Origin of the sequence: Mesorhizobium sp. M00.F.Ca.ET.216.01.1.1 (assembly GCF_004010325.2) — a bacterium.
In the GTDB taxonomy this organism is placed as follows: Bacteria; Pseudomonadota; Alphaproteobacteria; order Rhizobiales; family Rhizobiaceae; genus Mesorhizobium.
In genome coordinates this window covers 398909-423224 of record NZ_SADR02000001.1, presented here as the reverse complement: position 1 = coordinate 423224, position 24316 = coordinate 398909, and the positions used below count along the sequence as shown (strand labels likewise).

Genomic DNA, 24316 nt, shown 5'->3' with positions numbered 1-24316 from the left:
TGTCAGGGCGAACTGTTGGCAAAGCTCGCACGCGCTGCGATCCGGGTCCACCACTCCTGGATGTCGCGAAATTCGGCCAGCAGGCTTCGCCCCTCGGCCACCTTGACGAAATAGCCTATGATCGGCGCGGCGTGCAGGTCGGCCAGCGTCAGCTCGTTTCCGAGCAGCCATGGCCCGGGCGCTTTCAGCGAGGAGAGCGCCGTCAACACCGTGCCAGCCTGCCGCAGCCCGCCGCCGATCCGGGCTTCGTCGGGCGGTGTTTTCTCCAACCGCTCTACGGCGACATCCCAGACCATCGCCCGATAGGCATAGGCGTCGAGCATGCCGGTGATCTGGTTCATCCGCGCTCGCGGCCGGGCCTCGGCCGGCTGCAGCGCCGGGCCGTCGAAAGCCTCGTCGACATAGCGGGCAATTGCACTGGCCTCGAAGAGCCGAAACCCGTCATGCTCGAAGGCGGGGATGCGATCGAACGGGTGATGCTCGAAATACCAGCCGGGGATGCCGTCCGCCGCAAACACATCGACCGGTACAAGCTCGTAGTCGATGCCCTTTTCCTCGAGCACGAGGCGGACGATGCGCACATAGACGCTGTAGTCCGCTCCGTAGACGACGGGCTTGCCCATGCAATTCGCCTGTCAGGCCATCGCCTTCTGCAGGTTCTCGTCGATCTTGTCGAGGAAGCCGGTGGTCGAAAGCCACGGCTGGTCGGGGCCGATCAGCAGCGACAGGTCCTTGGTCATGAAGCCGGATTCGACCGTCTGTATGCAGACCTTTTCCATCGTCTCGGCAAAGCGCTTCAGTTCGGCATTGTCGTCGAGCTTGGCGCGGTGGGCGAGGCCGCGCGTCCAGGCGAAGATCGAGGCGATCGAATTGGTCGAGGTTTCCTCGCCCTTCTGGTGCTGGCGATAGTGGCGGGTGACAGTGCCATGTGCGGCTTCGGCTTCCACCGTCTTGCCGTCCGGTGTCATCAGCACCGAGGTCATCAGGCCGAGCGAGCCGAAACCTTGCGCCACCGTGTCGGACTGCACGTCGCCGTCGTAATTCTTGCAGGCCCAGACATAGCCGCCCGACCATTTCAGGCTGGAGGCGACCATGTCGTCGATCAGCCGGTGCTCGTACCACAGCTTCTTCGCCTTGAACTCGGCCTCGAACTCCGCCTCGTAGACTTCCTGGAAAATATCCTTGAAGCGGCCGTCATAGGCCTTGAGGATGGTGTTCTTGGTCGACAGGTAGACCGGATAGTTGCGCAGCAGGCCGTAATTCAGCGAGGCGCGGGCAAACTCGCGGATCGATTCGTCAAGATTGTACATGGCCATGGCGACGCCGGCGGCCGGCGCATCGAACACGTCGTGCTCGATCGCCTGGCCGTCCTCGCCGACGAACTTGATCGTCAGCTTGCCCTTGCCTGGGAAGCGGAAATCGGTGGCGCGGTACTGGTCGCCGAAAGCGTGACGGCCGACGATGATCGGTTTGGTCCAGCCCGGCACCAGCCGCGGCACGTTCTTCATGATGATCGGCTCGCGAAAGATGGTGCCGCCGAGGATGTTGCGGATGGTGCCGTTCGGCGACTTCCACATCTTCTTCAGCTTGAATTCCTCGACGCGCTGCTCATCGGGCGTGATCGTCGCGCATTTCACGCCGACGCCGTATTTCTTGATGGCATTGGCCGAGTCGATGGTCACCTGGTCGTTGGTGGCGTCGCGGTGCTCGATGCTAAGGTCGAAATATTCGAGCTTGAGGTCGAGATAGGGGTGGATCAGCTTGTCCTTGATGAACTGCCAGATGATGCGGGTCATCTCGTCGCCGTCGAGTTCGACGACCGGGTTCGCCACCTTGATCTTCGCCATGGAAAGAATGCCTCGTTGTTGGGGATGGGAACGGCCTTGCCCGCATGGTTTTCGGCCGGGGATGCGGCCCGTATATCAAAGCATTTTTGGCCGCGCAAACGGCGATCCGCGCCGGTCGGCTCGACCGTGGCGGAGGGCGTTCTTTGCTATAGCTTCATTTTCCCGGCCGAATATGGCAGGGGACGCCGAAATGCCGCAAACAGCAGTTCATAGACATTGATGCCCGCCGACAAAGATTCTGATAACGCGATTGCTGCAGGCCCGGCGATCATCCTGGTCGAGCCGCAGCTCGGCGAGAATATCGGCATGGTCGCGCGCGCCATGGCGAATTTCGGTCTGTCCGAGCTGCGCCTCGTCAACCCGCGCGACGGCTGGCCGAGCGAGAAGGCGCGTGCCGCCGCAAGCCGTGCCGACCATGTCATCGACGCCGTCACGGTATTCGGCGATCTGGCCTCGGCGGTCGCTGATCTCAACTTCGTCTTCGCCACCACGGCGCGCGAGCGCGACAGCTTCAAGCCTGTGCGCGGCCCGGTCGAGGCGGGCAGGGCGCTGAGGGCGCGGCAGCGAGCCGGGCAGCGCACCGGCATCCTGTTCGGCCGCGAGCGTTTTGGCCTTTACAATGACGAGGTTGGCCTTGCCGACGAGATCGTCACCTTTCCGGTCGATCCTGCCTTCTCCTCGCTCAACATCGCTCAGGCCGCACTGCTGATGTCCTATGAATGGATGAAGTCCGGGCTGGAGGACGAGACAAAGACCAATTTTTCCGGTCCCGATATGCCGCCCGCGACCAAAGAGCAACTGCACGGCCTGTTTGCTCATCTGGAAGCCGCGCTCGAAGCGCGCGGCTATTTCCGCCCGGCGGCGAAGAAACCGAAGATGGTCGACAATCTGCGCGCCGTGCTGACACGCGCCGGCTTTGCCGAGCCCGAGCTCAAGGTGCTGCGCGGCGTCGTCGCCTCGCTCGATTATTTCTCGCCGAAGGAACCGCGTGGCGCCGGTTATCCCGAGCGCAAGGCCGAAGTGGATCGCAAGCTGCACAAGGTCGATGACGATGATGGCGACATACCGCTGGGCGGCAAGGGCACCGACAATGACTGACCGGCCGATCCTGATGTTCGATTCCGGCATTGGCGGCCTGACGGTGCTGCGCGAAGCGCGCGTTTTGATGCCCGACCGTCGCTTCGTCTATGTCGCCGACGACGCCGCCTTTCCCTATGGCGCCTGGGAGGAGCCGGCTCTCAGCGCCCACATACTTGGCCTGTTCGGCGCGCTCCTGGAAAAATTCCGTCCGGAGATTTCGGTCATTCCGTGCAACACCGCTTCGACGCTGGTGATCGATGCGCTGCGCCAGAAATTTCCCGGCCATCCCTTTGTCGGCACAGTGCCGGCAATCAAGCCGGCGGCAGAGCGTACGCATTCAGGCCTGGTTTCCGTGCTGGCGACGCCCGGCACGGTGAAGCGTCAATACACGCGCGACCTGATCAGCAAATGGGCGCAGAAATGCCACGTCCGGCTAGTCGGCTCGGACCGGCTGGCGCCGTTGGCCGAAATCTACATGCGCGAGGGTTTTATCGACGAGGAGATCGTCCGCGAGGAGATCGCGCCATGCTTCGTCGAAAAAGACGGCGCCCGCACCGACATCATCGTGCTGGGATGCACGCACTATCCATTCCTCGCCAATCGCATGCGCAAGACGGCGCCCTGGCCGGTGGACTGGATCGACCCAGCGGAGGCGATCGCCCGTCGGGCCATGTCGCTGCTCGCGCCTGTCGACGGGCCACTGCCGGAAGGCGAGCCGGACATTGCTGTCTTCACCTCGGGCAGGGTGGATTTTGCCACCAGCCGGCTGATGCAGGGTTTTGGACTGAGGATCCCTTAAGACCGGAACATAGGCACGGCCGTTGCGTTTTGTTCCCATTGCAAAGGGAGAAATGACCATGCCAGCCACATCAAAGGCACAGCAGAAAGCAGCCGGTGCGGCGCTCTCCGCCAAGCGTGGTGAAATAAAAAAGAGCGAACTCAAAGGCGCATCGAAGTCGATGTACGAATCGATGAGCGAAGAGCAGCTCGAGGAGTTTGCCGAGACCAGGCGCAAGGGCCTGCCCGAGAAGAAGACGAAACACTAACCGACCTATGTTCGACTGGACGCACTGGCAAGGCGGACTGGTCTCGTTCAATCAGGTGCCGGCCAAAAACAAACTCGCGGCCGAGACCGCGGGCTTTGATTGAAATGTTGAGGTCGTTTCTCCCAGCAGGTCGAAGCCAGACTTACCAGACCCAGCGGCAGCGCCGCACCTTGTAGCGGATGACTTGCCGATGGCCATGGCGCCAGACAACCCGTTTCTTGACCACGATGCGGCAGACCTGATGGTGCCGGTGTCCGTGCCAATGCCGGGCCATCGCGGGCTCCGGCGCCACCGCCATCGATCCTGCCAGAACCGCTGCACCCACCACCGTAAGGAAGAACTTCTTCATGTGAATTTCGGGTTCCTCTAGCTCCAGTTCCTTCCTTTCGCATCGGCCCGAAAATCGATCGATTTTCGGAAAGCACGATGCGAAACTCTAAAAGTCTTTGAGCGTACTTTCCAAATGGACGCACGTCACTCAAATGCCGTTGGCGGAACCTCTCGCCACTTCCGGCATCGTATTCGGCGTCGCGGACCGTATCCGGTTGCCATGCCAGATGCTATTCAGAAGCTTGACAGCGGTTAAATCTCCGTTTAACGAGCCCACCAACACCGGGCCGCAATGCCCGGTGGTTTATTTTGCATACGCAAGATCCTGGACTGGTTCCTGTACTTTCCTCGGTCTTGTCTAGAATGACGTGTCCCGTGGGTTTTCCGTCGCGTTGCGTGGAAAACCCTGTCAGGTCTCGAAAACGGGGGCCAGAGGAGGGCGCGTTTCCTTCACCCGGACCATGAGGTTCCGGGTGTGTTGTTTTGAAAGGGAATGCGATGAGCAAGCGCGAATCCGCGAAGTACAAGATCGACCGCCGTCTCGGCGAAAACATCTGGGGCCGCCCGAAGTCCCCGGTCAACAAGCGTGAATACGGCCCCGGCCAGCACGGCCAGCGCCGCAAGGGCAAGCTTTCCGATTTCGGCCTGCAGCTGCGCGCCAAGCAGAAGCTGAAGGGTCACTATGGCGACGTTTCGGAAAAGCAGTTCCGCAAGGTCTATGAAGAGGCGGACCGCCGCAAGGGCGACACCTCGGAGAACCTGATCGGCCTGCTGGAATCGCGTCTCGATGCCGTGATCTACCGCGCCAAGTTCGTGCCGACCATTTTCGCCGCCCGCCAGTTCGTCAATCACGGCCACGTCAACGTCAACGGCAAGCGCGTCAACATCGGCTCGTACCGTTGCAAGCCGGGCGACGTCATCGAAGTCCGCGAGAAGTCGAAGCAGCTGGTGATCGTCCTCGAATCGGTCGGACTCGCCGAGCGCGACGTGCCTGATTACATCGAGGCCGACCACAACAAGATGACCGCGACCTTCTCGCGCATCCCCGGCCTGGCGGACGTTCCGTTTGCCGTGCAGATGGAACCGAACCTGGTCGTCGAATTCTATTCGCGCTGATCGCACCCATTTGCCACACCATCGAAGGCCGCCCGTCGAGGCGGCCTTTTCTTTGTCCGCTGTTCCGAAAATCGATTTCGATTTTCGGGCCGATACGTTAATCCGGGGCGCCAACAAGGAATTTGGGCCAACGCGTCATGAACATGTTGCCAGACGTCGAATCACTTGAACCGATCGCCGACACTGAAGGCGGCTTTCATCCGCTGTTTGCCGATGTGCCGTCCTCCGTCGAGTTCAACAAGCTGCGCAAGCGCCTGCTGCGGCTCACCCGCCAGGCCATCGACGAGTTTTCGATGGTGAGGCCCGGCGATCGCTGGCTGGTGGCCCTGTCCGGCGGCAAGGATTCCTACGGCCTGCTCGCCCTGCTGCTCGATCTCAAATGGCGCGGCCTGCTGCCGGTCGAGCTTTTGGCTTGCAATCTCGACCAGGGTCAACCGAATTTCCCGAAACACATATTGCCCGATTATCTCGATAGCCACGCCATTGCGCACCGTATCGAATGTCAGGACACTTATTCGGTGGTCACCGACAAGCTGCCCGAGGGCAGCACTTACTGTTCGCTATGCTCGCGGCTCAGGCGCGGCCATCTCTACCGCATCGCGCGGGAGGAGGGCTGCTCGGCGCTGGTGCTCGGCCACCACCGCGAGGACATTCTGGAAACCTTCTTCATGAACCTGTTCCATGGCGGACGTCTCGCCGCCATGCCGCCAAAGCTGCTCAACGACGAAGGCGATGTCATGGTGCTGCGGCCGCTCGCCTACTGCGCCGAGGCCGATCTCGAAAGATTCGCCGGCGCCATGAAGTTCCCGATCATCCCGTGTGATCTGTGCGGCAGCCAGGAAGGCCTGCAGCGCAACGCCATGAAGGCGATGCTCGACGACATCGAAAAGCGCATGCCCGGCCGCAAGGATACGATGATCCGCGCCATGACCAACGTGCGGCCCTCGCATCTGCTCGACGGAAAACTGTTCGATTTCGCCGCCCTCAACGATGCTCTTAACACCCGGCAAGACGGTCCCGATGACATTTGATGATAACGCGATCGACTGGCTCGCCGACCTTCTGGCCGATGCAGCCATCGCCGAAATCATGCCGCGCTTCCGCCGGCTGGGTGAGGGCGACATCCGCCAGAAGACCTCGGCCGCCGACCTGGTGACGGAGGCTGACGTCAATGCCGAGCGGCTGATCACCGCGAGGCTGCGCGAGCGCTATCCGTCGGCGATGATCGTCGGCGAAGAAGCCTGCTCCGACGATCCGGCGCTGCTGCATGGTTTGGGCGATGCCGATCTCGCCTTCGTCATCGATCCGGTCGACGGCACGTTCAACTTCGCCTCCGGCGTGCCGCTGTTCGGCGTCATGCTGGGCGTCGTGGTGAGGGGCGAGACCGTCGCCGGTATCATTCACGATCCCGTCGGCAAGGACTGGCTGATAGGCGTCAAGGGTGCCGGCAGCCACATCCGGCATGCGCCTGGCAGCATCGAGAAGGTGCATGTCGCCGAGCCGGTTGCGGTTTCGCAAATGACCGGCGCGGTCTCCTGGAACTACATGCCCGAGCCGGAACGGTCGCGGCTGGCACGCAACCAGACCAAGACCCTGTCGCAGTTCAACTACCGCTGTGCAGCCCACGAATACCGGCTGCTGGCGAGCGGCCACGGCCATTTCGTCGTCTACAACAAGCTGATGCCGTGGGATCATCTGGCCGGCGTGCTGATCCACGCCGAGGCCGGCGGGCATGCGGCGCGCTTCGACGGCAGCGCCTATCTGCCTTCGCATGTTGGAGGCGGCCTGCTGGTCGCGCCGGACGAACAAAGCTGGCACGACCTGCGCCGCGAGCTCTGGGCGCAATAGGCTGCCGTCACCTGACGCCTGATCGGTTGAGGCTCTAAACCGGCGGGTTATGCGGCTGGAACAGTTTGCCGCGCTCGGCGACCAGGATCATCAGCAGCGCCGCAACCGACACGCTGCAGAAACCGGCGGCAAGCGGCGTCACCGTGCCGTTGAAGGCTTGGCCGATCAGCGTGCCGAGCAGGCCGCCGAGGAAGGTCTGCATGAACCCCAGGATGGACGACGCTGTGCCGGCCAGTTGCCCGAGCGGCTCCATGGCGAGCGCGTTGAAATTCGCACCCAGCGCGCCGAATGGGACCATGGCGCAAGCAAAGAAGGCGATGAACAGCCAGAGCGGCATCTTCATTTCCAGCGACACGACCAGCCAGGCGAGGCTGATGGCCAGAAACAAGAGCAGCGCGCTCTGTGACAGACGGCGCATGCCGATACCGCCGACGAGACGCGAGTTGAGGTAGTTGGAGAAGGCCAGCACACCGGCAATCCCGGCGAAGATGACCGGGAACATCTCGCCGACGTTGAAGACGTTGAGATAGATCTGCTGCGCCGAGTTGATGAAGCCGAACATCGCGCCGAAAATGCAGGTGCTGGCGAAGGCATAGCAGAGCGCAATGCGGTTGGTCAGCACGATGCGGAAGCCGCCGACGACCGATTCGGCGGTCAGCGGCCGGCGATATTCGGGATGCAGCGTCTCGGGCAGGCGCAGCAGCGACCATGCGGATACGATCAGCGCGCCGGCCGCCATGGTGATGAAGATCACATGCCATGTCGCGAACAGCATGATGAATTGGCCGATGCCGGGCGCCACCACCGGAATGGCCATGAACACCATAAAGATCAGCGACATGACCTCGGCCATGCGCCGGCCGTCGAACGTATCGCGCACGATCGAGACGGCGATGACGCGCGTGGCGGCAGCACCTATGCCTTGCACCGCCCGGCACAGGAGAAGGGTGGCGAATGACGGGGCGATGGCAGCCGCAGCAGCCGCTGCGACATAGATCACCAGCCCGGCGACCAGTGGCGCTCGGCGTCCGAAGCGGTCCGAGATCGGCCCGAAGAATAGCTGTCCGCCGCCAAAGCCCAGAATATAGGCGGTAATGACATACTGGCGGTGGTTTTCATTTTCGACGCCGAGCGAGGCGCCGATCTGCTGCAGTGCTGGCAGCATGATGTCGATGGCGAGTGAGTTGAGCGCCATCAGCGCCGCGCACAGCGCAATGAATTCCCAGCGCGGAATCGGCAAGGTACTTGCCTGTTGCGGCGCTTGTGCAGGCTGATCCACGGCAGGTCCGATCTTTCAAACGAATATGCGCCGGCAGGCCGGCGCATTGATTCGTCCTTTGCCCCGACGCCGGGGACATAGACAGTTAGCCGAGGTGGGGGCAGCCCCGGCGCCTTACTGCATGACCCCGAAAATCGAATAGATTTTCGGAAAGGATCATGCACAAAAATCAAAGTGCTACAGCGTCATTTGCGTCCAAAGGACGCGCCGCGCTGTAGTCGCCCAAAAGTGCGCAGCGGTTTTGGGACAACGACATGCACAAAAAAGAGGTCAGGCGGCGCCTTTGACGCTAACGCCCTTTTCGACGAGGAACGTCTGCAGTTCGCCGGCCTGAAACATCTCGCGCACGATGTCGCAGCCGCCGACGAATTCGCCCTTGACGTAAAGCTGCGGGATCGTCGGCCAGTTCGAGTATTCCTTGATGCCTTGCCGCAACTCGGCCGAGGTCAGTACGTCCACGCCCTTGTAGTCGGCGCCGATGTAATCGAGGATCTGGACCACCTGGCCGGAAAATCCGCATTGCGGGAAACCGGGCGTGCCCTTCATGAAAAGGACGACGTCGTTGCCCTTCACTTCACTGTCGATGTAGTCGTTGATACCGCTCATGGAGAATCCTTTCACGCCCGTGGGAGTCAGGCTCGAAACCTGTCCTTCAAATAAACCCATAGGTTGCTCGAAACAAGATGTTTGCCGACACGCCGCCGAAATGGCGCAAAGCATCGTGTGGTGTTGGGCCAAATGTATTGGCCCGGGAAGCGATGAAAAGACGATATCTCGCTGGGTTCCTGATCGCCATTCTGCTCGGTGCGCTGTCCTTGACCTGGTGGTTCAGGCAGCCGGCGCGTCCGCCCATCGCCGTCGGCGGCGAACTGCCGGCACCATGCAGGAATGCAAGCTTCGAGGCGGTCGCCTATGTCGTCTGCGAGATCGATCTTCACAGCTACGACATCGGTGTCTTCCACTCCGGCGCCGACGGCAAGACCTTCGGCTCGCTGGAAAAATTCGACAAGGCGATGTCGGGCGAGGGCCGTCCGGTGCTGCTCGCCATGAACGCCGGCATGTATCATGAGGACCTGACGCCGGTCGGCCTTCTGGTCGAGGGCGGCCAGGAGAGGGCACCGCTCAACCTCGCCGATGGCGAAGGCAATTTCTTCCTGAAACCGAACGGCCTATTCCTGGTCGGCAAGGACGGCAAGGCGGCGATCATGGAGACGAACGCCTACGCCGCCGCCAGGCCCGATGCGGCATTCGCCACGCAGTCCGGCCCGATGCTGGTGATCGGCGGCCGGCTTCATCCTCGCTTCGAGGCGAACGGCACCTCGCGCTACATCCGCAACGGCGTCGGCGTGCGTGATGCCAACACGGTCGTGCTGGCGATCTCACGCTCGCAAGTCAGTCTCGGCAGCTTCGCGCGGCTGTTTCGCGACGCGCTCAATTGCCCGAACGCTCTTTTCCTCGACGGCGTGGTTTCGGCGCTGTCCGATGGCGAGAGGATGATCGTCGGCGGAAACTATGCGGCAGGGCCGATCATCGCCGTTTCGGCGAAGAGGTGAGGACGAAAGCTCAGTCAGGCACGCTGGTCTGCAGGGCGAGCGCGTGCAGCACGCCGCCCATATTGCCCTTCAGTGCGTCGTAGACCATCTGGTGCTGCTGGACCCGGCTTTTCCCGCGAAAGCTTTCGGCCACCACCTCGGCGGCAAAATGGTCGCCGTCGCCGGCCAGGTCGCGAATCGTCACCTTGGCGTCCGGAATGCCTTCCTTGATCAGCCGTTCGATGTCGCGTGCGTCCATTGCCATGCGAAGATTCCTTGTTCAGCCCATGATTTCATAGATATGGTCGAAATGGCGGATGAACCACACCAAAACGCGCCACTTCAATTAAATCACGGGTCTACGACCTCATTTGCCATGAAGCGAGGAAACCAGGATTCGTGGGCAGCGGTCAATTTGCCGACGGGGATCGCCCGTGCCTCGCCGAGTTTCAGGTCACTACCGCCGGTCGAGCCGATCCACGGCGCGAAGATACCGAGCTTGCTTTGCTGTTCGCGAATGGCGTCCCATTCGTCGCTCTGCGGATCGATCGACAGCGTCAAGAGGTAGCGTCCCTGATCCTCGCCGAACCAGACCGGGATCGGATCGGTCCCGACCAGGCCGGGGACGATCGCGCCGATGCCGGATGCCATCGCCATCTCGGCCAGCGCCACGGCGATGCCGCCATCGGAAACATCGTGCGCTGCGGTAACGACGCCCGACGCGATCAGGGCGCGCACGTGATCGCCGACGCGCTTTTCGTGGTCGAGGTCGACCAGCGGCGGCGGGCCATCGCTGCGGCCATGAATGTCGCGCATATAGACCGACTGGCCGAGATGCGTTCCCCACATAGGCGGCGCACCGACCAGCACGATCATCTGGCCCTCCGCGGCAAAGCCGACCCGCACCATCTTCGACCAGTCGGCAATCAGTCCGACGCCGCCGATGGTCGGCGTCGGCAAGATGCCTTGTCCATTGGTTTCATTGTAGAGCGAGACGTTGCCGGAGACGATCGGGAAGCCGAGCGCGCGGCAGGCCTCGCCGATGCCTTTTACGGCGCCGACCAGCTGGCCCATGATCTCGGGCCGCTCCGGATTGCCGAAATTGAGGTTGTCGGTGGCGGCGAGCGGCAGGGCGCCGGTGGCGGTGAGATTGCGCCAGCATTCGGCCACCGCCTGCTTGCCGCCTTCGTAAGGGTCGGCCTCGCAATAGCGCGGCGTCACGTCGGAGGAGAAAGCCAGCGCCTTGGTCGGATGGCCGTCGACACGCACGACGCCGGCATCGCCGCCGGGAAGCTGCAGCGAATTGCCCTGGATCAGCGTGTCGTACTGCTCCCACACCCAGCGGCGCGAGCACAGGTCCGGTCCGCCAAGCAGTCTCAACAAGGCCTCAGCAACATCCGCTTGTGGTGCATCGCTGGCTGCCAGCGGCGCCGGTTTCTTCGGCTCGACCCAGGGGCGGTCATATTCCGGCGCCTGGTCGCCAAGGTCCTTGATCGGCAGGTTGGCGACCTCGTCGCCCTGATGCAGGACGCGAAAACGCAGATCGTCGGTGGTCTTGCCGACGATGGCGAAGTCGAGGCCCCATTTGTGGAAGATAGCCTCGGCCTGCTTTTCCTTTTCGGGGCGCAGCACCATAAGCATGCGCTCCTGGCTCTCCGACAGCATCATCTCGTAGGCGCTCATGCGCTCTTCGCGCACCGGCACCTTGTCGAGATCGAGCTCGATGCCGAGGTCGCCCTTGGCGCCCATCTCGACGGCCGAGCAGGTGAGGCCGGCGGCACCCATGTCCTGGATGGCGATGACGGCGCCGGAGGCCATCAGTTCGAGGCAGGCTTCGAGCAGGCATTTTTCGGTGAAGGGGTCGCCGACCTGGACCGTCGGCCGCTTCTCGTCGATCTTGTCGTCGAATTCGGCCGAGGCCATGGTGGCGCCGCCGACGCCGTCGCGGCCGGTCTTGGCGCCGAGATAGACGACCGGCAGGCCGACGCCCTTGGCTTCGGACAGGAAGATCGCATCGGTCCTGGCGAGCCCAGCCGCAAAGGCATTGACCAGGATGTTGCCGTTGTAGCGGGCGTCGAAATTGACCTCGCCGCCGACCGTCGGCACGCCGAAGGAATTGCCGTAGCCGCCGACGCCGGAGACGACGCCGGCAACGAGATGCCTGGTCTTGGGGTGGTCGGGCGCACCGAAGCGCAGAGCGTTCATCGCCGCGATCGGCCGCGCCCCCATGGTGAAGACATCGCGCAGGATGCCGCCGACACCGGTCGCGGCCCCCTGATAGGGCTCGATGTAGGAGGGGTGGTTATGGCTCTCCATCTTGAAGACGACGCAGTCACCGTCGCCGATGTCGACGACGCCGGCATTCTCGCCCGGGCCCTGGATGACCTGCGGTCCGGTGGTCGGCAGCGTGCGCAGCCACTTCTTCGAGGATTTGTACGAACAATGCTCGTTCCACATCGCCGAGAAGATACCAAGCTCGGTAAAGCTCGGCTCGCGCCCGACCAGGTCGAGGATGCGCTGATATTCGTCGGGCTTCAGCCCGTGCGCGGCAATCAGTTCGGGAGTGATCGGCACGGAATTGGAAATGGTCATGAGCGGCAATTTGTATCCTTGGGATCGAGTCCCGTCTTATCGCAAGCTTTGCAGCCGATACACCCATCGATGGATGAAAAACAATGGAAAGCCACAGCGGGGCGATACGCCGCCCAAAAAGACCTTCAAACGGTCGGGATCGGGCTCAGGAGAAACTGTCGTAGCCGGCACGGCCTTCGTCGAGAAGCCGCCTGATCACCGCGAGGCCATGCGCCAAGTCCTCTCGCCGTCCCGGCTGTGACACGCCAAAGCGGACGCCATGGAAAACCTGTTCGGAGCGCCCTGCCTTGAACTCGTCCTCGTCGTCGATCAGCACGCCATGCTCGAGGCAGGCTTTCTTGAAGGTGCCGGAAAGCCATGGATCGGGCAAAGTGAGCCAGACGAAGGGCACGTTATCCAACGCCTTGAAGGCGAAGCCGTCGAGTGTCGCGCGAACGATCGCTATGCGCGCGCTGATTTCGGCAATGCTGCGTTTGCGCATCTCGCTGGCCTGGCCGGACAGCACCAGCCGGCTGCCCACCTCTGCCAGCAGGAAGGCGAGGCCGCCTGTCATCATCTTGTGGGCGATCCTGATGCGGTGGCGATAGGCCGGCGGGCAGGCTAGCCAACCGCTACGAACACCCGCCGCGACCGATTTCGACAGGCCGCCGGCAACGATCGTCCGTTCCGGCGCATATTCGGCGAGCAACGGTGTCGGGTCGTCTGTCATCCCGCCATAGAGATCGTCCTCAATCAGGACGACATTGTATTGACGGGCGACGCGCGCGACGGCCTCGCGGCGCGTTGCCGACAGCGTCACCAGCGTCGGGTTCTTGGCCGTCGGCATCAGGAACATTATCTTCGGATGTTTTTGCGCACATACGCGCTCGAAATCGTCCGGATCGATGCCTTCCTCGTCCGCCGCTACCAGTGCGGTCCGGCGCCCGATCAGGCCGGCGCTGCGGGAAATCTGCGAATAGGTGAGGTGCTCGAAGACAACATAGTCGCCGGGAGTGGTGAGCCCTGCAATTGCTGCCATCACCGCGGCATGGGTGCCGAGCGTCGGGACGATGGTATCCGGGGCCGGGCGAAAGGAGTTGCGCGACAGCCAGCTTCTGCCGGCCTCGAACCAGCGGTCGGGGAAATCGCGCGTGTAGCTTGAAATCTCGTGAGGATGGTCCTGCGTTGTGCGCGAAAGCACATCGGCGACAATGGCGCCCTGGCCAATGTCGGGCGCGGCGGTGCTGTCGAGGCGCAGTTTGTCGCGAGGCGCATCGAAGTGGTAGCGCGTGCCTTGCTCGGCGGGCTCCAGGAAATCCGGCTTCGCATCATCCGAATTTTGGGCCAGAACATAGGTTCCGCGCCCGACCTCGCCGCTCACCAGCCCACGCTCGCGCAACAATTGGTAGGCCCTGCCGACCGTGCCGACGGTCGTGCCGATATCGTATGCCAGATCCCGTTGCGGCGGCAGTTTTGTCCCTGCATCGATCACGCCCCGGTCGATGTCCGTTTCAATGGAGTCCGCCAGCCGCTGATAGAGCGGGCCGGTGCCTGTGGTGAGATCTGGAAGCCAATTTGTCATGGTGACAATTTTCTATATTGCGCCGGAATGTGAGTCAATACATATGAGCCGGGTGGTGAAAAAGGGTACAATCGCAGATTTGGCGGAAAGACAATGGATACAATCGACACAATTCACTATGCAGAAGCCGAATTGCGGACTGCGCGGCCATCAGGTCGGAGGACCTATGTCAATCGTCTCGTCCGCGTCGTCAGATCGCTTTTCATGTGGATCGACACTATGGTCAATCGCCGGCGGAGCCGGCTGGTATTGCTGGAGATGACGGACGATCAGCTCAGAGATATCGGCATCTCTCGCTGCGACGCTCACCGCGAAGGTCTCAGGCCGTTCTGGGATTGAGCGCCGCGCCGGAAACCTGTTCTAACGGACGCCCGGCGCCCTGATGCGCGTGACACCGCGATCGACAAGGACGGCAACAATGCACAGCACAAGAAAAAGCCCCGTAGTGGTCAGCGCAGCGATGGCGACGCTGGCCACGCCGTTCCTGGCGACATCGAGGAACGAGTAGGGTACGTCGCCTGATATCGGCGCCCGCGCCAGCGCATAGACCAGGTAGGCGATCGGATAGACCATCCACCAGGAAATGTCGCGCCATCGCGTCGAACCGTCGGCGCCTGCCACAAGCCACCACAGCACGAACAGCGCCGGCGTTACATAGTGCAAGAGAACGTCACAGAGCAGGAACAGCCCTTGCGGCTGCCAAAGCTGCGCCAGAACCGTCGCATAGATGATGAAGACCATGGTTATCGCAACCCCGACGCCCGCTCGCATCCGCGGCCCGGCAAAGGCCGGGAACCACGCATAGCCGCTGGGTGACAGCAGCGAGGCATGCACCAGCACCGCTCCGATGTTGGTCAGGATGGTGAAGAAGCTGAAATAGAAGACGATGGAGCCGAAAAAACTGCGGCCGGCTGCCATCGACGCCGGGATGGTGATGCAGAATTGCAAGACAAGCCCGGCCAGACCTATGACCAGACCGGCGACCTGCAGAAAGCGGCCCATTGGGCTATGCGGCAGCGCCGCAGGCTGGATTGCCCGTCTGCCAGCGGGCAATGTCCGACCCGATGCGTGCGCCGAGCGGTTCGGCCATCAGCGGACCGAACACGTCGATGCGGCTCGAATTGCCTTGCGCCTGCACCACCAGCAACGGCTTTCCGCCATAGTGCTTGGCCGGAACCAGCAGGAAGCGCGGCGTGCCGCTGAACGAATTCAGTTCGTTGGCCATCTGATAGGACTTGAAGGCGGGATCCTTGCTGGCGATCCAGCATTTGTGAGCGGCGATCGCCACTTGTTCCATGGCAAGCAGCGCAGCACTTTTGCCGGCAGGAGCAGGCGCGCTCTTCGGGCCCGATTGGCAGGAGGCGAGGGCAAAACCGGCGGTGGCGATCAGGGCAAGGCGGACGATCGTCAGTCTCATGGTCAGGCGGCGCCCATCTCGAGTTCGGAAAGGAAGATCTTCAAAGGGTGAAAAATATCAAGCGGCGATGCCGAGGGCGCTTTCGAACAATGCCCGGCCGTCGCTGCCGCCATGCGCCGCTTCGATCAGGTTCTCGGGGTGCGGCATCAGGCCGAGCACATTGCCCTGGCTATTGATGATGCCGGCAATGTCGTTGATCGAGCCGTTGGGATTGGTGCCTTCGGCATAGCGGAACACCACTTGGCCTTCGCCTTCGAGACGGGCAAGCGTCTCTGTGTCGGCAAAGTAGTTGCCGTCGTGATGCGCCACCGGCGAGCGGATGATCTGGCCCGGCTGATAGCGGCGGGTGAACATCGTGTTGGCGTTGGCGATCTGCAGCTTCACCTGACGGCAGACGAATTTCAGCGAGGTGTTGCGCATAAGCGCCCCCGGCAGCAGGCCGGCCTCGACCAGGATCTGGAAACCGTTGCAGACACCGATGACCATGACGCCCTTGGCCGCCTTCTCGGCAACCGCCCGCATGACAGGCATGCGCGCGGCAATGGCGCCGCAGCGCAGATAATCGCCGAAGGAAAAGCCGCCGGGAATGGTGATCAGGTCGACGTCCGGGATTTCGGTGTCGGTCTGCCAGACGGTGACCGGCGGCGTCCCGGAAATCTTGGTCAGCGCCGCGATCATGTCGCGGTCACGGTTGAGGCCAGGGAGAAGAACGACGGCTGATTTCATTTCGGTTCGTAAGGCCTCTGGGCTTCGGCTAGTTCGCGCAGGTCTAGGCGGCGTTCGATACGTTCAAGGCGGTCGTCCTGACGGCCAAGAATGCAGTAGATGTTGTGGACGTCGCCTTGCGTTGCGACCATGTGACCCCGAACTACATTCAACTCCCGCTTCACTTCGGAAACATCTTGGTGAAGTTCAGCAACTTCGTGATGCACACGCTTTAGCAGCTCATACATCGTTTCACTCGTGGCTTCAGTCATATACCCTACGGCACAACCTCAGGTAATCGCCACACTATAGTTCTCAATCACCGTATTCGCCAGAAGCTTGTCACACATGGCTTTGAGATCAGCCTCTGCCTTGGCCTTGTCGCTCTCGGCAAGCTCGACGTCGAAGACCTTGCCCTGCCGCACCTGTCCGACGCCGCCGAAACCCAGTCCTGACAGCGCATGTTCGATCGCCTTGCCTTGCGGGTCGAGCACGCCGTTCTTGAGGGTTACGGTTATACGGGCCTTGATCACGCTGGACATGCTCCTGTTCCAAATATCGAGCGGCAAAAAATATCAGTGCGGCTTGCCTTTGACGCCGTCGGTCGAGGCGACAAGCACCGGCCCGGTGGGGCGCGGCGGCTCGTTCTCGTTCATGATGCCGAGGCGGCGGGCAACTTCCTGATAGGCTTCGACCAGCCCGCCCATGTCGCGGCGGAAGCGGTCCTTGTCGAGCTTGTCCTGCGTCGCCACGTCCCACAGCCGGCAGGAGTCGGGCGATATCTCGTCGGCGACGACGATGCGCATCATGTCACCCTCGAACAGGCGGCCGCACTCGATCTTGAAGTCGACGAGCTGGATGCCGACGCCCATGAACAGGCCGGAGAGGAAGTCGTTGACGCGGATGGCGAGCGCCATGACGTCGTCGATCTCCTGCGGGCTCGCCCAGCCGAAAGCGGTGATGTGCTCTTCCGACACCATCGGATCGTCGAGCGCGTCAGCCTTGTAATAGAATTCGATGATCGAGCGCGGCAGCACGGTGCCTTCCTCGATACCGAGCCGCTTGGCCAGCGAGCCGGCCGCGACATTGCGCACGACCACCTCGAGCGGGATGATCTCAACTTCCTTGATCAGCTGCTCGCGCATGTTGAGCCGGCGGATGAAGTGGGTCGGTATGCCCATGCGGTTGAGATGGTTGAAGATGTGCTCGGAGATGCGGTTGTTGAGCACGCCCTTGCCGTCGACGACCTCGTGCTTCTTCTTGTTGAACGCGGTCGCATCGTCCTTGAAGAACTGGATCAGCGTTCCCGGCTCAGGCCCCTCATACAGGATCTTGGCCTTGCCTTCATAAATGCGGCGGCGATTTTTCATCTGATTTTTTCTCTGGATTTCCGGGCAGGCGGCAAGCAACCATTTCCTGCCCGTCTACCTAAAATAAGCCGGTGACGGTAGGGTTCAATGCCGCTGTCTATCCCAATCACACTGTTTGCTCAATCGGCAAATCCTTTCAATCAACCGCTTTCGGGAATGAAATGCCGCAGCGCAGCAGTGATGTAGCGTATTGACCGGCCGGCGACCTTTTGGTTTGTGCTTCGCCAACACATATTCACCACCAGCGAATCGGATTGACCGGAGGGACGCCATGGCCAGCATGAAAGACCGCGAAGAGGGCTTCGAGCGCAAATTCGTCTTCGACGAGGAACTCCGCTTCAAGGCAGCGGCGCGTCGCAATCGGGCGCTCGGCCTATGGGCGGCTGAAAAACTGGGCAAGGCCGGCGCCGATGCCGAAGCCTATGCCAAGCAGGTGGTCGTCTCCGACATCGAAGAAGCTGGCGATCACGACGTTTTCCGCAAGATACGCAAGGATTTCGATGAAGCCGGCGTTGCCCAGTCGGACCACCAGATCCGCCGCACCATGGATGAACTGATGGCGCAGGCGATCGAGCAGATCAAGAACACCTGACTTTCCGCAGGATTAGATCGACCTTCTGGACCAATCGACCGCCCGGCACATCCGGGCGGTTTTTCTTTGCCTTTGCAGCTGTTTCCAGCTGAAATTGCATTGGAGCGACGTGTGGCCTCCAGGACGCACAGAGTACGCTCTAACAATTTGAGTCTTCGCATTGTGCTTTCCGAAAATCGATTCCGATTTTTGGGCGATGCGATAGCCAACAAGGAAAGTGCCAATGTCCCTGAAGTCACGCCTGGCGGCGGATGAAACGCTGTTCACAGCATGGTCCGGCGTGCCGGATGCCTTGACGGTGGAAATCATCGCCAGACAGGCTTTCGATGCCGTCACGCTCGACATGCAGCATGGCGGCCATCACGAAGACAGCGTGCTGCGCGGCCTCGCGCCGGTGCTGGCCGCCAACAAGCCGGCGCTGGTACGCATTCCCGTCGGCCGATTCGACATGGCCAGCCGCGCGCTTGATTTCGGTGCCGAGGCGGTGATCGCGCCGATGGTGAATTCGGTGGCGGACGCAAAACTTTTTGCAGCGGCGATGAAATACCCGCCGCTCGGCGAGCGCTCCTGGGGCCCGACCTATGCCTTTCCGCGCCACGGCAAGGGCGATTTTGCCGAGTGGCTGCGCGACAGCAACCAGCGCACGATGGCCTTCGCCATGGTCGAGACGCGCGCCGCGCTCGACTCGCTCGACGGCATCCTCGATACACCGGGCGTCGACGGCATCTTCGTCGGGCCATCGGATTTCTCGATTGCCTGGTCGAACGGCACCGCCGTCAATTCGACGCTGGAAAGCATGATGGAGACCGTGGCCTCGATCGCCGAGCGGACACGCAAGGCCGGCAAGCATGCCGCGATCTATGTCGTAGAGCCGGCCATTGCCGGCCGCGTCGTGTCGATGGGCTATCGGCTGCTGGCCTTGGGTTCGGATCACACGCTGATTTCGCTTGGCGCAAAAACCCTGCTGAAGAGCATGAGGGATTCGATCGGATCCTGAGGACCGCGGACGAGAGCGGACTCCTCAAAAGAGGCTAGAGATCGGTCAGGAACTTGGCGAAGGTCATCGAGCCTTCGGGCCACGGGCCGAAGCCTGAATGGGCATTGAGATGACCGGCATCGCCGGCATCGATGAACAGCGAACCCCAGGCCGCAGCAATGTCTTCGGCAACGTCGAACGCGCAGAACGGGTCGTTGCGGCTGGCGATCACCACCGAGGGAAAGGCCAGCGGCTCGCGCGGATAGGGGCCGAAGGTCATCAGGTGCCTCGGCCTGATCTCGGGATTGGCGACATCGGGCGGCGCCACGAAGAAGGCGCCGGCGACCGGCCGCTGGAATCGCGGCAGCGCCTGGACCGTCGTTGCGACGCCGAGTGAATGCGCGACGATGACGACCGGCCGCTCGGCCTCGTTGACCGCTTTCGCCACGCTCGCCGTCCAGTCCTCGCGCACCGGCTTTGACCATTCCGCCTGCTCGACGCGGCGCGCGGTCGACAATTTCGATTGCCAGCGGCTCTGCCAATGGTCCGGGCCAGAATTGGTGTAGCCCGGCACGATGAGAATATCTGCGTCCCTAACTTTCATCGCGCGCATTTAGCGAGCGCCGCCGTTTCGTGCAACCGCGCATGATCGCAAAAAGGGGAGCGGTTTTGGACAGGTTCATGCGCAAACCGGCTCTGGACGGCATCAGCAATCGTAATAGTGAACACCATGTTCGCTTCTTGCCATCTTGTGTGAACGATCGGGATCGACGATCTGTCGTCAGGAAAGAACCAGCCGTGGACGACCGGGATTCCGGGACGGGCACGGGGTACAATGATTGTGGCGCCGGGCTCCTGGCTTTGGGAAACTCGTCGAACGCCGCCCGAACGGAGCACCAGATGAGTGAACTGCCTTTTGCCGCCACGACGCCGGTCAGCGTTGCCCGCGTCGGGTTGCGGGCGCGCGATGCCGAAAATCTCGCCGCGTATTATCGCAAGGTCGTCGGCCTGCAGGAACTGAGCCGCGCCGGCGGCACGATCACGCTGGGCGCCGCCAATCGCCCCTTGCTGGACATCGAGGCGGACGCGGCGGCAAAGCCCGACGATCCGCACAGCGCGGGCCTTTTCCATACCGCCTTCCTGCTGCCGAGTCGGGCCGACCTTGGCCGCTGGATCAACCATGCCATCGCCAACAAGATCGCCATCGAGGGCGCGTCCGACCATCTGGTCAGCGAGGCGCTTTACCTGACCGACCCCGAAGGCAACGGCATCGAGATCTATGCCGACCGCCGGCCGCAGGACTGGAAGTGGAATGGCGAGAAGATAGCGATGGCGACCGAACGGCTGAACATTCCCGCTGTCGTCGCCGAGGTGCCGGCCGGCGATGCCGGCTGGCAGGGCGCGCCTGAAAACAGCATTGTTGGTCACGTCCATCTGCGCGTCGGCCGGCCGGAAGATGCCGAGGCCTGGTGGCACCAGGAGTTTGGTTTCGACACGGTGGCGAAATATGGTGGCGCGGCGGTGTTCCTGTCGTCCGGCGGCTATCACCACCATATCGGCGCCAATGCCTGGCAGAGTTCCGGCGCCGGCCGTCGCGATCCCGCCCGCTCCGGCCTGGCCTGGGTCGAGATGCGCTCGGACAATGTGGCGAACGCCACGACCCGCGAGGATCCTTGGGGCACGGTGATCAGGACCGTTCCCGGTAAGGCTTAAGCTCTCTTAGAGGCGGGCCTTTTCCAGCAGCCGGCCAAGCATCAGCAGGCCCGCCGGCCAAAGGCCGAGGTGGGCCTCGTTTCCCATGTGGCCGAGGTCGCCGGCATCGGCAAGGTCGGCACCCCAGGCAGCGGCGAAAGCTGTCGCCTGGTCGAAGTTTACGCGCGGGTCGGTGCGGCTGGCCACGACCAGTGTCGGGAAGGGCAAGCGCTTCAGCGGTATCGGCGCGAAAGGACGCACTGTGTCGAAGGACGGATCGGTATCCTCGACATTGCTCGGGGCAACCAGCAACGCCGCCGCGACTTTCTTGAGTTGGCTTTCGCTGACGCTGGCCGCCCATTTCACTGTCGTCGCTACCGCCAGCGAATGCGCAAGCAACACGACGCGGCGCGGTGCAGCGGCGATCGCGGCGTCCATCCGGCCAATCCAGTCCTCGGGGTTTGGCCGGTCCCATTCGGCCTGCAGCACACGGCTGGAATTGGGAAACGCCTGGCACCAGTGCGATATCCAGTGATCGGGCCTGGAATTGCCGCGGCCCGGCAGGGCGAGAAAGTCAAAATCGCCGGCCGCGGAAATCATGAGGCTTTCCCGAACACGCGCTTGAAGATCGTGTCGACATGCTTGGTGTGGTAGCCAAGGTCGAATTTCTCGCGGATCTCGGCTTCGGGCAGCGCCGCCGTGACTTCCTTGTCGGCGAGAAGTTCGTCAAGAAAATCAGCGCCTTGCTCCCACACTTTCATGGCGTTGCGCTGCACCAGCCGGTAAGCGTCCTCGCGCGAAACGCCGGCCTGGGTCAGCGCCAGCAGCACGCGCTGCGAATGCACGAGGCCGCGGAACTTATTCATGTTCTTCAGCATGTTGTCGGGGTAGACGAGCAGCTTGTCGACGACGGTTGTTAGCCGCGACAGCGCGAAGTCGAGCGTCACCGTAGCATCCGGTCCGATCATGCGCTCGACCGACGAGTGCGAAATGTCGCGCTCGTGCCAGAGCGCCACGTTCTCCATCGCCGGCAGCGCGAAGGAGCGCACCATACGGGCAAGGCCGGTGAGGTTTTCGGTCAGCACCGGGTTGCGCTTGTGCGGCATTGCCGACGAGCCCTTTTGTCCGGGCGAAAAATACTCTTCCGCTTCCAGCACCTCGGTGCGCTGCAGATGGCGGATTTCGATCGCCAGCCGCTCGATCGACGAGGCGATGACGCCGAGCGTTGCGAAGAACATCGCATGGCGGTCGCGCGGGATCACCTGCGTCGACACCGGCTCCGGCTTCAGCCCGAGTTTCTTGGCCACGTGCTCTTCGACATATGGATCGATATTGGCGAAGGTGCCGACCGCACCTGAGATGGCGCAGGTGGCGATATCTTCACGCGCGCGCACCAGCCGCTCGCGGCAGCGCGAGAATTCAGCATAGGCCTGCGCCAGCTTGACGCCGAAGGTCGTCGGCTCGGCGTGGATGCCGTGGCTGCGGCCGATGGTGACCGTGTCTTTGTGCTCGAAGGCACGGCGCTTGAGCGCTGCGAGCAGCGCGTCGATATCGGCAAGAAGGATGTCGCTGGCGCGGCTAAGCTGCACCGCGAAACAGGTGTCGAGAACATCCGATGACGTCATGCCCTGATGGATGAAGCGGGCGTCCGGCCCGACGAATTCGGCAAGATGGGTGAGGAAGGCGATGACGTCGTGCTTGGTGACCCGCTCGATCTCGTCGATCGCCTCGACGTCGAATTTCGCCGCGCCGCCTTTTTCCCAGATGGTTTTCGCGGCCTCTTTCGGGATGACCCCGAGTTCGGCCAGCGCGTCGCAAGCGTAAGCCTCGATCTCGAACCAGATGCGGAACCGGGTTTCAGGCGACCAGATGGCAACCATTTCCGGCCGGGAATAGCGAGGGATCATCGGTCAGTCCTGATTTGTGGGAGCGTTCGCCCGCGTCCTAACAGAGGCAGACAAAATCCTCAACGCTGCTTCCGCGCAAACCAGACACTGGCGACAGCGAGCGCGATGAAACCGAGCGGAAAATACAGTCGGATGCCCAGGACGACGAACTGATAGAACGCCGTCGCCACGGTGTACACGAACTCGAAGGCCCAGGTGATGGTGAGTGCCGGCGCATGCCACCCCGCGTAGTAGGAACGGTATTGCAGCGCGAACAGCCCGCCGGTGAAGCCAATCGTCGCTACGAGAAGGCAGACAAAGGCCGCTGCAAGGGCGAGTTCCCAGTGCCGACCGAGCGAGACGATCCGCGCCAGGAACAAGCCAACCGGAAAGGCGAGCGCACCGCCGGCGGCATAGAGCAGGGAGACGAAGCGGATTTTCGCCGCGGTCTCCCAATCGTCCAGCAGCAGATTGAGGAGCGCACTGGCGCCCATCGCGACACCCCAAAGCAGCGTACCGGAAAGTGCCACGCCCAGTGACGGCAAGGCGCGGCGGACACGATCTCGGGCGCGATTGCGCGCGGTGGATTGAGGAAGCGGTGTCACAGGCGGCCGGTCACCGCGATCCAGCGGAAATCCGGGCCCTCGAAGCCGTATTGGCGCACTGCGATCAGCACCGCATAGGCGCTGAGGCTGTCCAGAGAAAACGTCTGCACAGCGCCGATCCGGTAGCCGTTCGGGCAGCCGCGACTTTGCGGAATCGATTTGTCCTCATGCAGGATCTTTGTCTGGCCATCGCCTTTCGCCTCGATTCGCAGCAGGCGAAAGCCATTGATCTCGCCTTGGCTCTGGCAGCGTTCGGTGTCGTTCATGCCAATCTGGTCGAGCCGGAACTCAAGCACATCGTCGACCGGCGAAAAGATCGGGCGCGGGTTGACCACCATCCGGAACGGATCGGCCGAAAGTTCAGTCACCGGATTGAAGCCGGCGGTGATGCCGCGATTGGCAGTGAGTTCCGCCTGCTTGATGACGGCTTCGCCCTTCTGCCGGGCCTGAAGGCGCGCCGCGTCGAGCGTCGCGGTCTCGTCGTCAAGCCGGACCCTGATCGGCGTGCCCTTCAGGAACGTGTCGTCGGTCGTGTCGATGTAGTAGCGGTTGGCATAGGGAAAACCTGATCCGTCCTGGACGCCATATTCCTCGAAGGCGAAGACGCCGCCATCCCCAGTGAAGCCGAGGATCTCAAGCTCGGCGACATCGCCGGCATGGGCGGAGAAGGAGGCTGCAAATTGGGTAAGGAGGGAAACAGCAAGCAGCAAAAGGATTCGCATGGGGTTTTCGCTCCGGCGGCCTAAGTCGTTTCAGTCCCCTATCACGACGCGGTCAAAACGTCGTGCCGTCTGAAACGCAAAAGCGATGCATCCAATCCGGCCGTCGGTTGTTATTGTCGG

General features: G+C 62.2%; 30 protein-coding genes. 11 read left to right on the top strand and 19 right to left on the bottom strand.

The window, feature by feature from the left end; all coding sequences use genetic code 11:
- Positions 1-2 precede the first annotated feature (2 nt).
- Entirely contained in the window at positions 3-623 is a 621-nt protein-coding gene (locus tag EN859_RS02160) for a glutathione S-transferase family protein (RefSeq protein ID WP_127852185.1), read from the bottom strand.
- 12 nt (positions 624-635) lie between these two features.
- Complete coding sequence (locus EN859_RS02155) at positions 636-1847, bottom strand: NADP-dependent isocitrate dehydrogenase (RefSeq protein ID WP_127852184.1); 1212 nt, start codon at positions 1845-1847, stop codon at positions 636-638.
- Positions 1848-2066: 219 nt separating this feature from the next.
- On the opposite strand from EN859_RS02155, the gene EN859_RS02150 reads away from it, so the two are divergent.
- From EN859_RS02150 to EN859_RS02140, 3 genes are read left to right on the top strand one after another with little or no spacing between them, the layout of a single operon-like run.
- The gene (locus tag EN859_RS02150) at positions 2067-2945 is read left to right on the top strand and encodes an RNA methyltransferase (RefSeq protein ID WP_127852183.1); all 879 of its coding nucleotides are present in this window, start codon (positions 2067-2069) and stop codon (positions 2943-2945) included.
- Complete coding sequence (murI, locus tag EN859_RS02145) at positions 2938-3726, top strand: glutamate racemase (protein ID WP_127852182.1); 789 nt, start codon at positions 2938-2940, stop codon at positions 3724-3726. Before EN859_RS02150 ends, murI begins: the two co-directional genes overlap by 8 nt.
- 58 nt (positions 3727-3784) lie before the next feature.
- Entirely contained in the window at positions 3785-3973 is a 189-nt protein-coding gene (locus tag EN859_RS02140) for a DUF3008 family protein (RefSeq protein ID WP_127852181.1), read from the top strand.
- 142 nt (positions 3974-4115) lie between these two features.
- On the opposite strand, the gene EN859_RS02135 is transcribed toward EN859_RS02140, so the two are convergent.
- Positions 4116-4322, bottom strand: a complete 207-nt coding sequence (locus tag EN859_RS02135) for a hypothetical protein (protein ID WP_127852180.1) — start codon at positions 4320-4322, stop codon at positions 4116-4118.
- A gap of 479 nt (positions 4323-4801) precedes the next feature.
- On the opposite strand from EN859_RS02135, the gene rpsD reads away from it, so the two are divergent.
- From rpsD to EN859_RS02120, 3 genes are all read left to right on the top strand, one after another.
- Positions 4802-5419: a 30S ribosomal protein S4 gene (gene rpsD, locus EN859_RS02130; protein ID WP_127852179.1), complete on the top strand. Its 618-nt coding sequence runs from the start codon at positions 4802-4804 to the stop codon at positions 5417-5419.
- A 137-nt stretch (positions 5420-5556) separates the two neighbouring features.
- A complete protein-coding gene (gene ttcA / locus EN859_RS02125; RefSeq protein WP_127852178.1) occupies positions 5557-6450 on the top strand; it encodes a tRNA 2-thiocytidine(32) synthetase TtcA in 894 nt (297 codons plus the stop codon).
- Positions 6440-7267, top strand: a complete 828-nt coding sequence (locus EN859_RS02120; RefSeq protein WP_127852177.1) for an inositol monophosphatase family protein — start codon at positions 6440-6442, stop codon at positions 7265-7267. Before ttcA ends, EN859_RS02120 begins: the two co-directional genes overlap by 11 nt.
- 34 nt (positions 7268-7301) lie before the next feature.
- On the opposite strand, the gene EN859_RS02115 is transcribed toward EN859_RS02120, so the two are convergent.
- Positions 7302-8501: a multidrug effflux MFS transporter gene (locus EN859_RS02115; protein WP_189501647.1), complete on the bottom strand. Its 1200-nt coding sequence runs from the start codon at positions 8499-8501 to the stop codon at positions 7302-7304.
- A gap of 315 nt (positions 8502-8816) precedes the next feature.
- Positions 8817-9152: a Grx4 family monothiol glutaredoxin gene (gene grxD, locus EN859_RS02110; protein WP_127852175.1), complete on the bottom strand. Its 336-nt coding sequence runs from the start codon at positions 9150-9152 to the stop codon at positions 8817-8819.
- A 152-nt stretch (positions 9153-9304) separates the two neighbouring features.
- On the opposite strand from grxD, the gene EN859_RS02105 reads away from it, so the two are divergent.
- Positions 9305-10099, top strand: a complete 795-nt coding sequence (locus EN859_RS02105; RefSeq protein WP_127852174.1) for a phosphodiester glycosidase family protein — start codon at positions 9305-9307, stop codon at positions 10097-10099.
- 10 nt (positions 10100-10109) lie between these two features.
- On the opposite strand, the gene EN859_RS02100 is transcribed toward EN859_RS02105, so the two are convergent.
- From EN859_RS02100 to EN859_RS02090, 3 genes are all read right to left on the bottom strand, one after another.
- Positions 10110-10343, bottom strand: coding sequence for a BolA family transcriptional regulator (locus tag EN859_RS02100; protein ID WP_127852173.1), 234 nt, complete (start codon positions 10341-10343; stop codon positions 10110-10112).
- Between the two features lie 86 nt (positions 10344-10429).
- The gene (purL, locus tag EN859_RS02095; protein WP_127852308.1) at positions 10430-12670 is read right to left on the bottom strand and encodes a phosphoribosylformylglycinamidine synthase subunit PurL; all 2241 of its coding nucleotides are present in this window, start codon (positions 12668-12670) and stop codon (positions 10430-10432) included.
- Positions 12671-12815: 145 nt separating this feature from the next.
- Positions 12816-14231, bottom strand: a complete 1416-nt coding sequence (locus EN859_RS02090; RefSeq protein WP_127852172.1) for a PLP-dependent aminotransferase family protein — start codon at positions 14229-14231, stop codon at positions 12816-12818.
- A 93-nt stretch (positions 14232-14324) separates the two neighbouring features.
- Between EN859_RS02090 and EN859_RS02085 the strand changes: the two genes are divergently transcribed.
- The gene (locus EN859_RS02085) at positions 14325-14570 is read left to right on the top strand and encodes a DUF1127 domain-containing protein (RefSeq protein ID WP_127852171.1); all 246 of its coding nucleotides are present in this window, start codon (positions 14325-14327) and stop codon (positions 14568-14570) included.
- Between the two features lie 21 nt (positions 14571-14591).
- On the opposite strand, the gene EN859_RS02080 is transcribed toward EN859_RS02085, so the two are convergent.
- The 6 genes from EN859_RS02080 to purC are packed head-to-tail and all read right to left on the bottom strand — an operon-like array spanning position 14592 to position 17723.
- A complete protein-coding gene (locus EN859_RS02080) occupies positions 14592-15233 on the bottom strand; it encodes a Pr6Pr family membrane protein (protein WP_127852170.1) in 642 nt (213 codons plus the stop codon).
- A 4-nt stretch (positions 15234-15237) separates the two neighbouring features.
- The gene (locus tag EN859_RS02075) at positions 15238-15648 is read right to left on the bottom strand and encodes a hypothetical protein (RefSeq protein WP_127852169.1); all 411 of its coding nucleotides are present in this window, start codon (positions 15646-15648) and stop codon (positions 15238-15240) included.
- A gap of 57 nt (positions 15649-15705) precedes the next feature.
- Positions 15706-16374, bottom strand: coding sequence for a phosphoribosylformylglycinamidine synthase subunit PurQ (gene purQ / locus EN859_RS02070; RefSeq protein ID WP_127852168.1), 669 nt, complete (start codon positions 16372-16374; stop codon positions 15706-15708).
- On the bottom strand, positions 16371-16625 hold the full coding sequence (locus tag EN859_RS02065) for a hypothetical protein (protein ID WP_127852167.1): 255 nt from the start codon (positions 16623-16625) through the stop codon (positions 16371-16373). Before EN859_RS02065 ends, purQ begins: the two co-directional genes overlap by 4 nt.
- Before the next feature lie 18 nt (positions 16626-16643).
- Positions 16644-16886, bottom strand: a complete 243-nt coding sequence (gene purS, locus EN859_RS02060) for a phosphoribosylformylglycinamidine synthase subunit PurS (RefSeq protein WP_127852307.1) — start codon at positions 16884-16886, stop codon at positions 16644-16646.
- Between the two features lie 42 nt (positions 16887-16928).
- Positions 16929-17723 carry a phosphoribosylaminoimidazolesuccinocarboxamide synthase gene (gene purC, locus EN859_RS02055; RefSeq protein ID WP_127852166.1) on the bottom strand — a complete coding sequence of 265 codons (795 nt, stop codon included), beginning with the start codon at positions 17721-17723 and terminating at the stop codon, positions 16929-16931.
- A gap of 271 nt (positions 17724-17994) precedes the next feature.
- Here purC and EN859_RS02050 point away from each other — a divergent pair, with 271 nt between their 5' ends.
- Together EN859_RS02050 and EN859_RS02045 are read left to right on the top strand one after the other, a co-directional pair.
- The gene (locus tag EN859_RS02050; RefSeq protein ID WP_127852165.1) at positions 17995-18315 is read left to right on the top strand and encodes a DUF1476 domain-containing protein; all 321 of its coding nucleotides are present in this window, start codon (positions 17995-17997) and stop codon (positions 18313-18315) included.
- A 223-nt stretch (positions 18316-18538) separates the two neighbouring features.
- Positions 18539-19312 (top strand): HpcH/HpaI aldolase/citrate lyase family protein, encoded by a 774-nt coding sequence (locus tag EN859_RS02045; RefSeq protein ID WP_127852164.1) that lies wholly within the window; start codon positions 18539-18541, stop codon positions 19310-19312.
- A 34-nt stretch (positions 19313-19346) separates the two neighbouring features.
- On the opposite strand, the gene EN859_RS02040 is transcribed toward EN859_RS02045, so the two are convergent.
- Positions 19347-19895 (bottom strand): alpha/beta hydrolase, encoded by a 549-nt coding sequence (locus EN859_RS02040; protein WP_127852306.1) that lies wholly within the window; start codon positions 19893-19895, stop codon positions 19347-19349.
- A 296-nt stretch (positions 19896-20191) separates the two neighbouring features.
- On the opposite strand from EN859_RS02040, the gene EN859_RS02035 reads away from it, so the two are divergent.
- Positions 20192-21004 (top strand): VOC family protein, encoded by an 813-nt coding sequence (locus EN859_RS02035; RefSeq protein ID WP_127852163.1) that lies wholly within the window; start codon positions 20192-20194, stop codon positions 21002-21004.
- A 6-nt stretch (positions 21005-21010) separates the two neighbouring features.
- Here EN859_RS02035 and EN859_RS02030 read toward each other — a convergent pair whose 3' ends face one another.
- Genes EN859_RS02030 through EN859_RS02015 form a run of 4 tightly spaced genes read right to left on the bottom strand, consistent with a single transcriptional unit; the run spans position 21011 to position 24196 of the window.
- Positions 21011-21583: an alpha/beta hydrolase gene (locus EN859_RS02030; protein ID WP_127852162.1), complete on the bottom strand. Its 573-nt coding sequence runs from the start codon at positions 21581-21583 to the stop codon at positions 21011-21013.
- A complete protein-coding gene (purB, locus tag EN859_RS02025) occupies positions 21580-22890 on the bottom strand; it encodes an adenylosuccinate lyase (protein WP_127852161.1) in 1311 nt (436 codons plus the stop codon). Before purB ends, EN859_RS02030 begins: the two co-directional genes overlap by 4 nt.
- A gap of 59 nt (positions 22891-22949) precedes the next feature.
- The gene (locus EN859_RS02020) at positions 22950-23474 is read right to left on the bottom strand and encodes a hypothetical protein (protein WP_245525440.1); all 525 of its coding nucleotides are present in this window, start codon (positions 23472-23474) and stop codon (positions 22950-22952) included.
- Positions 23471-24196, bottom strand: a complete 726-nt coding sequence (locus EN859_RS02015) for a DUF2259 domain-containing protein (protein WP_127852160.1) — start codon at positions 24194-24196, stop codon at positions 23471-23473. Before EN859_RS02015 ends, EN859_RS02020 begins: the two co-directional genes overlap by 4 nt.
- Positions 24197-24316: the final 120 nt, after the last annotated feature.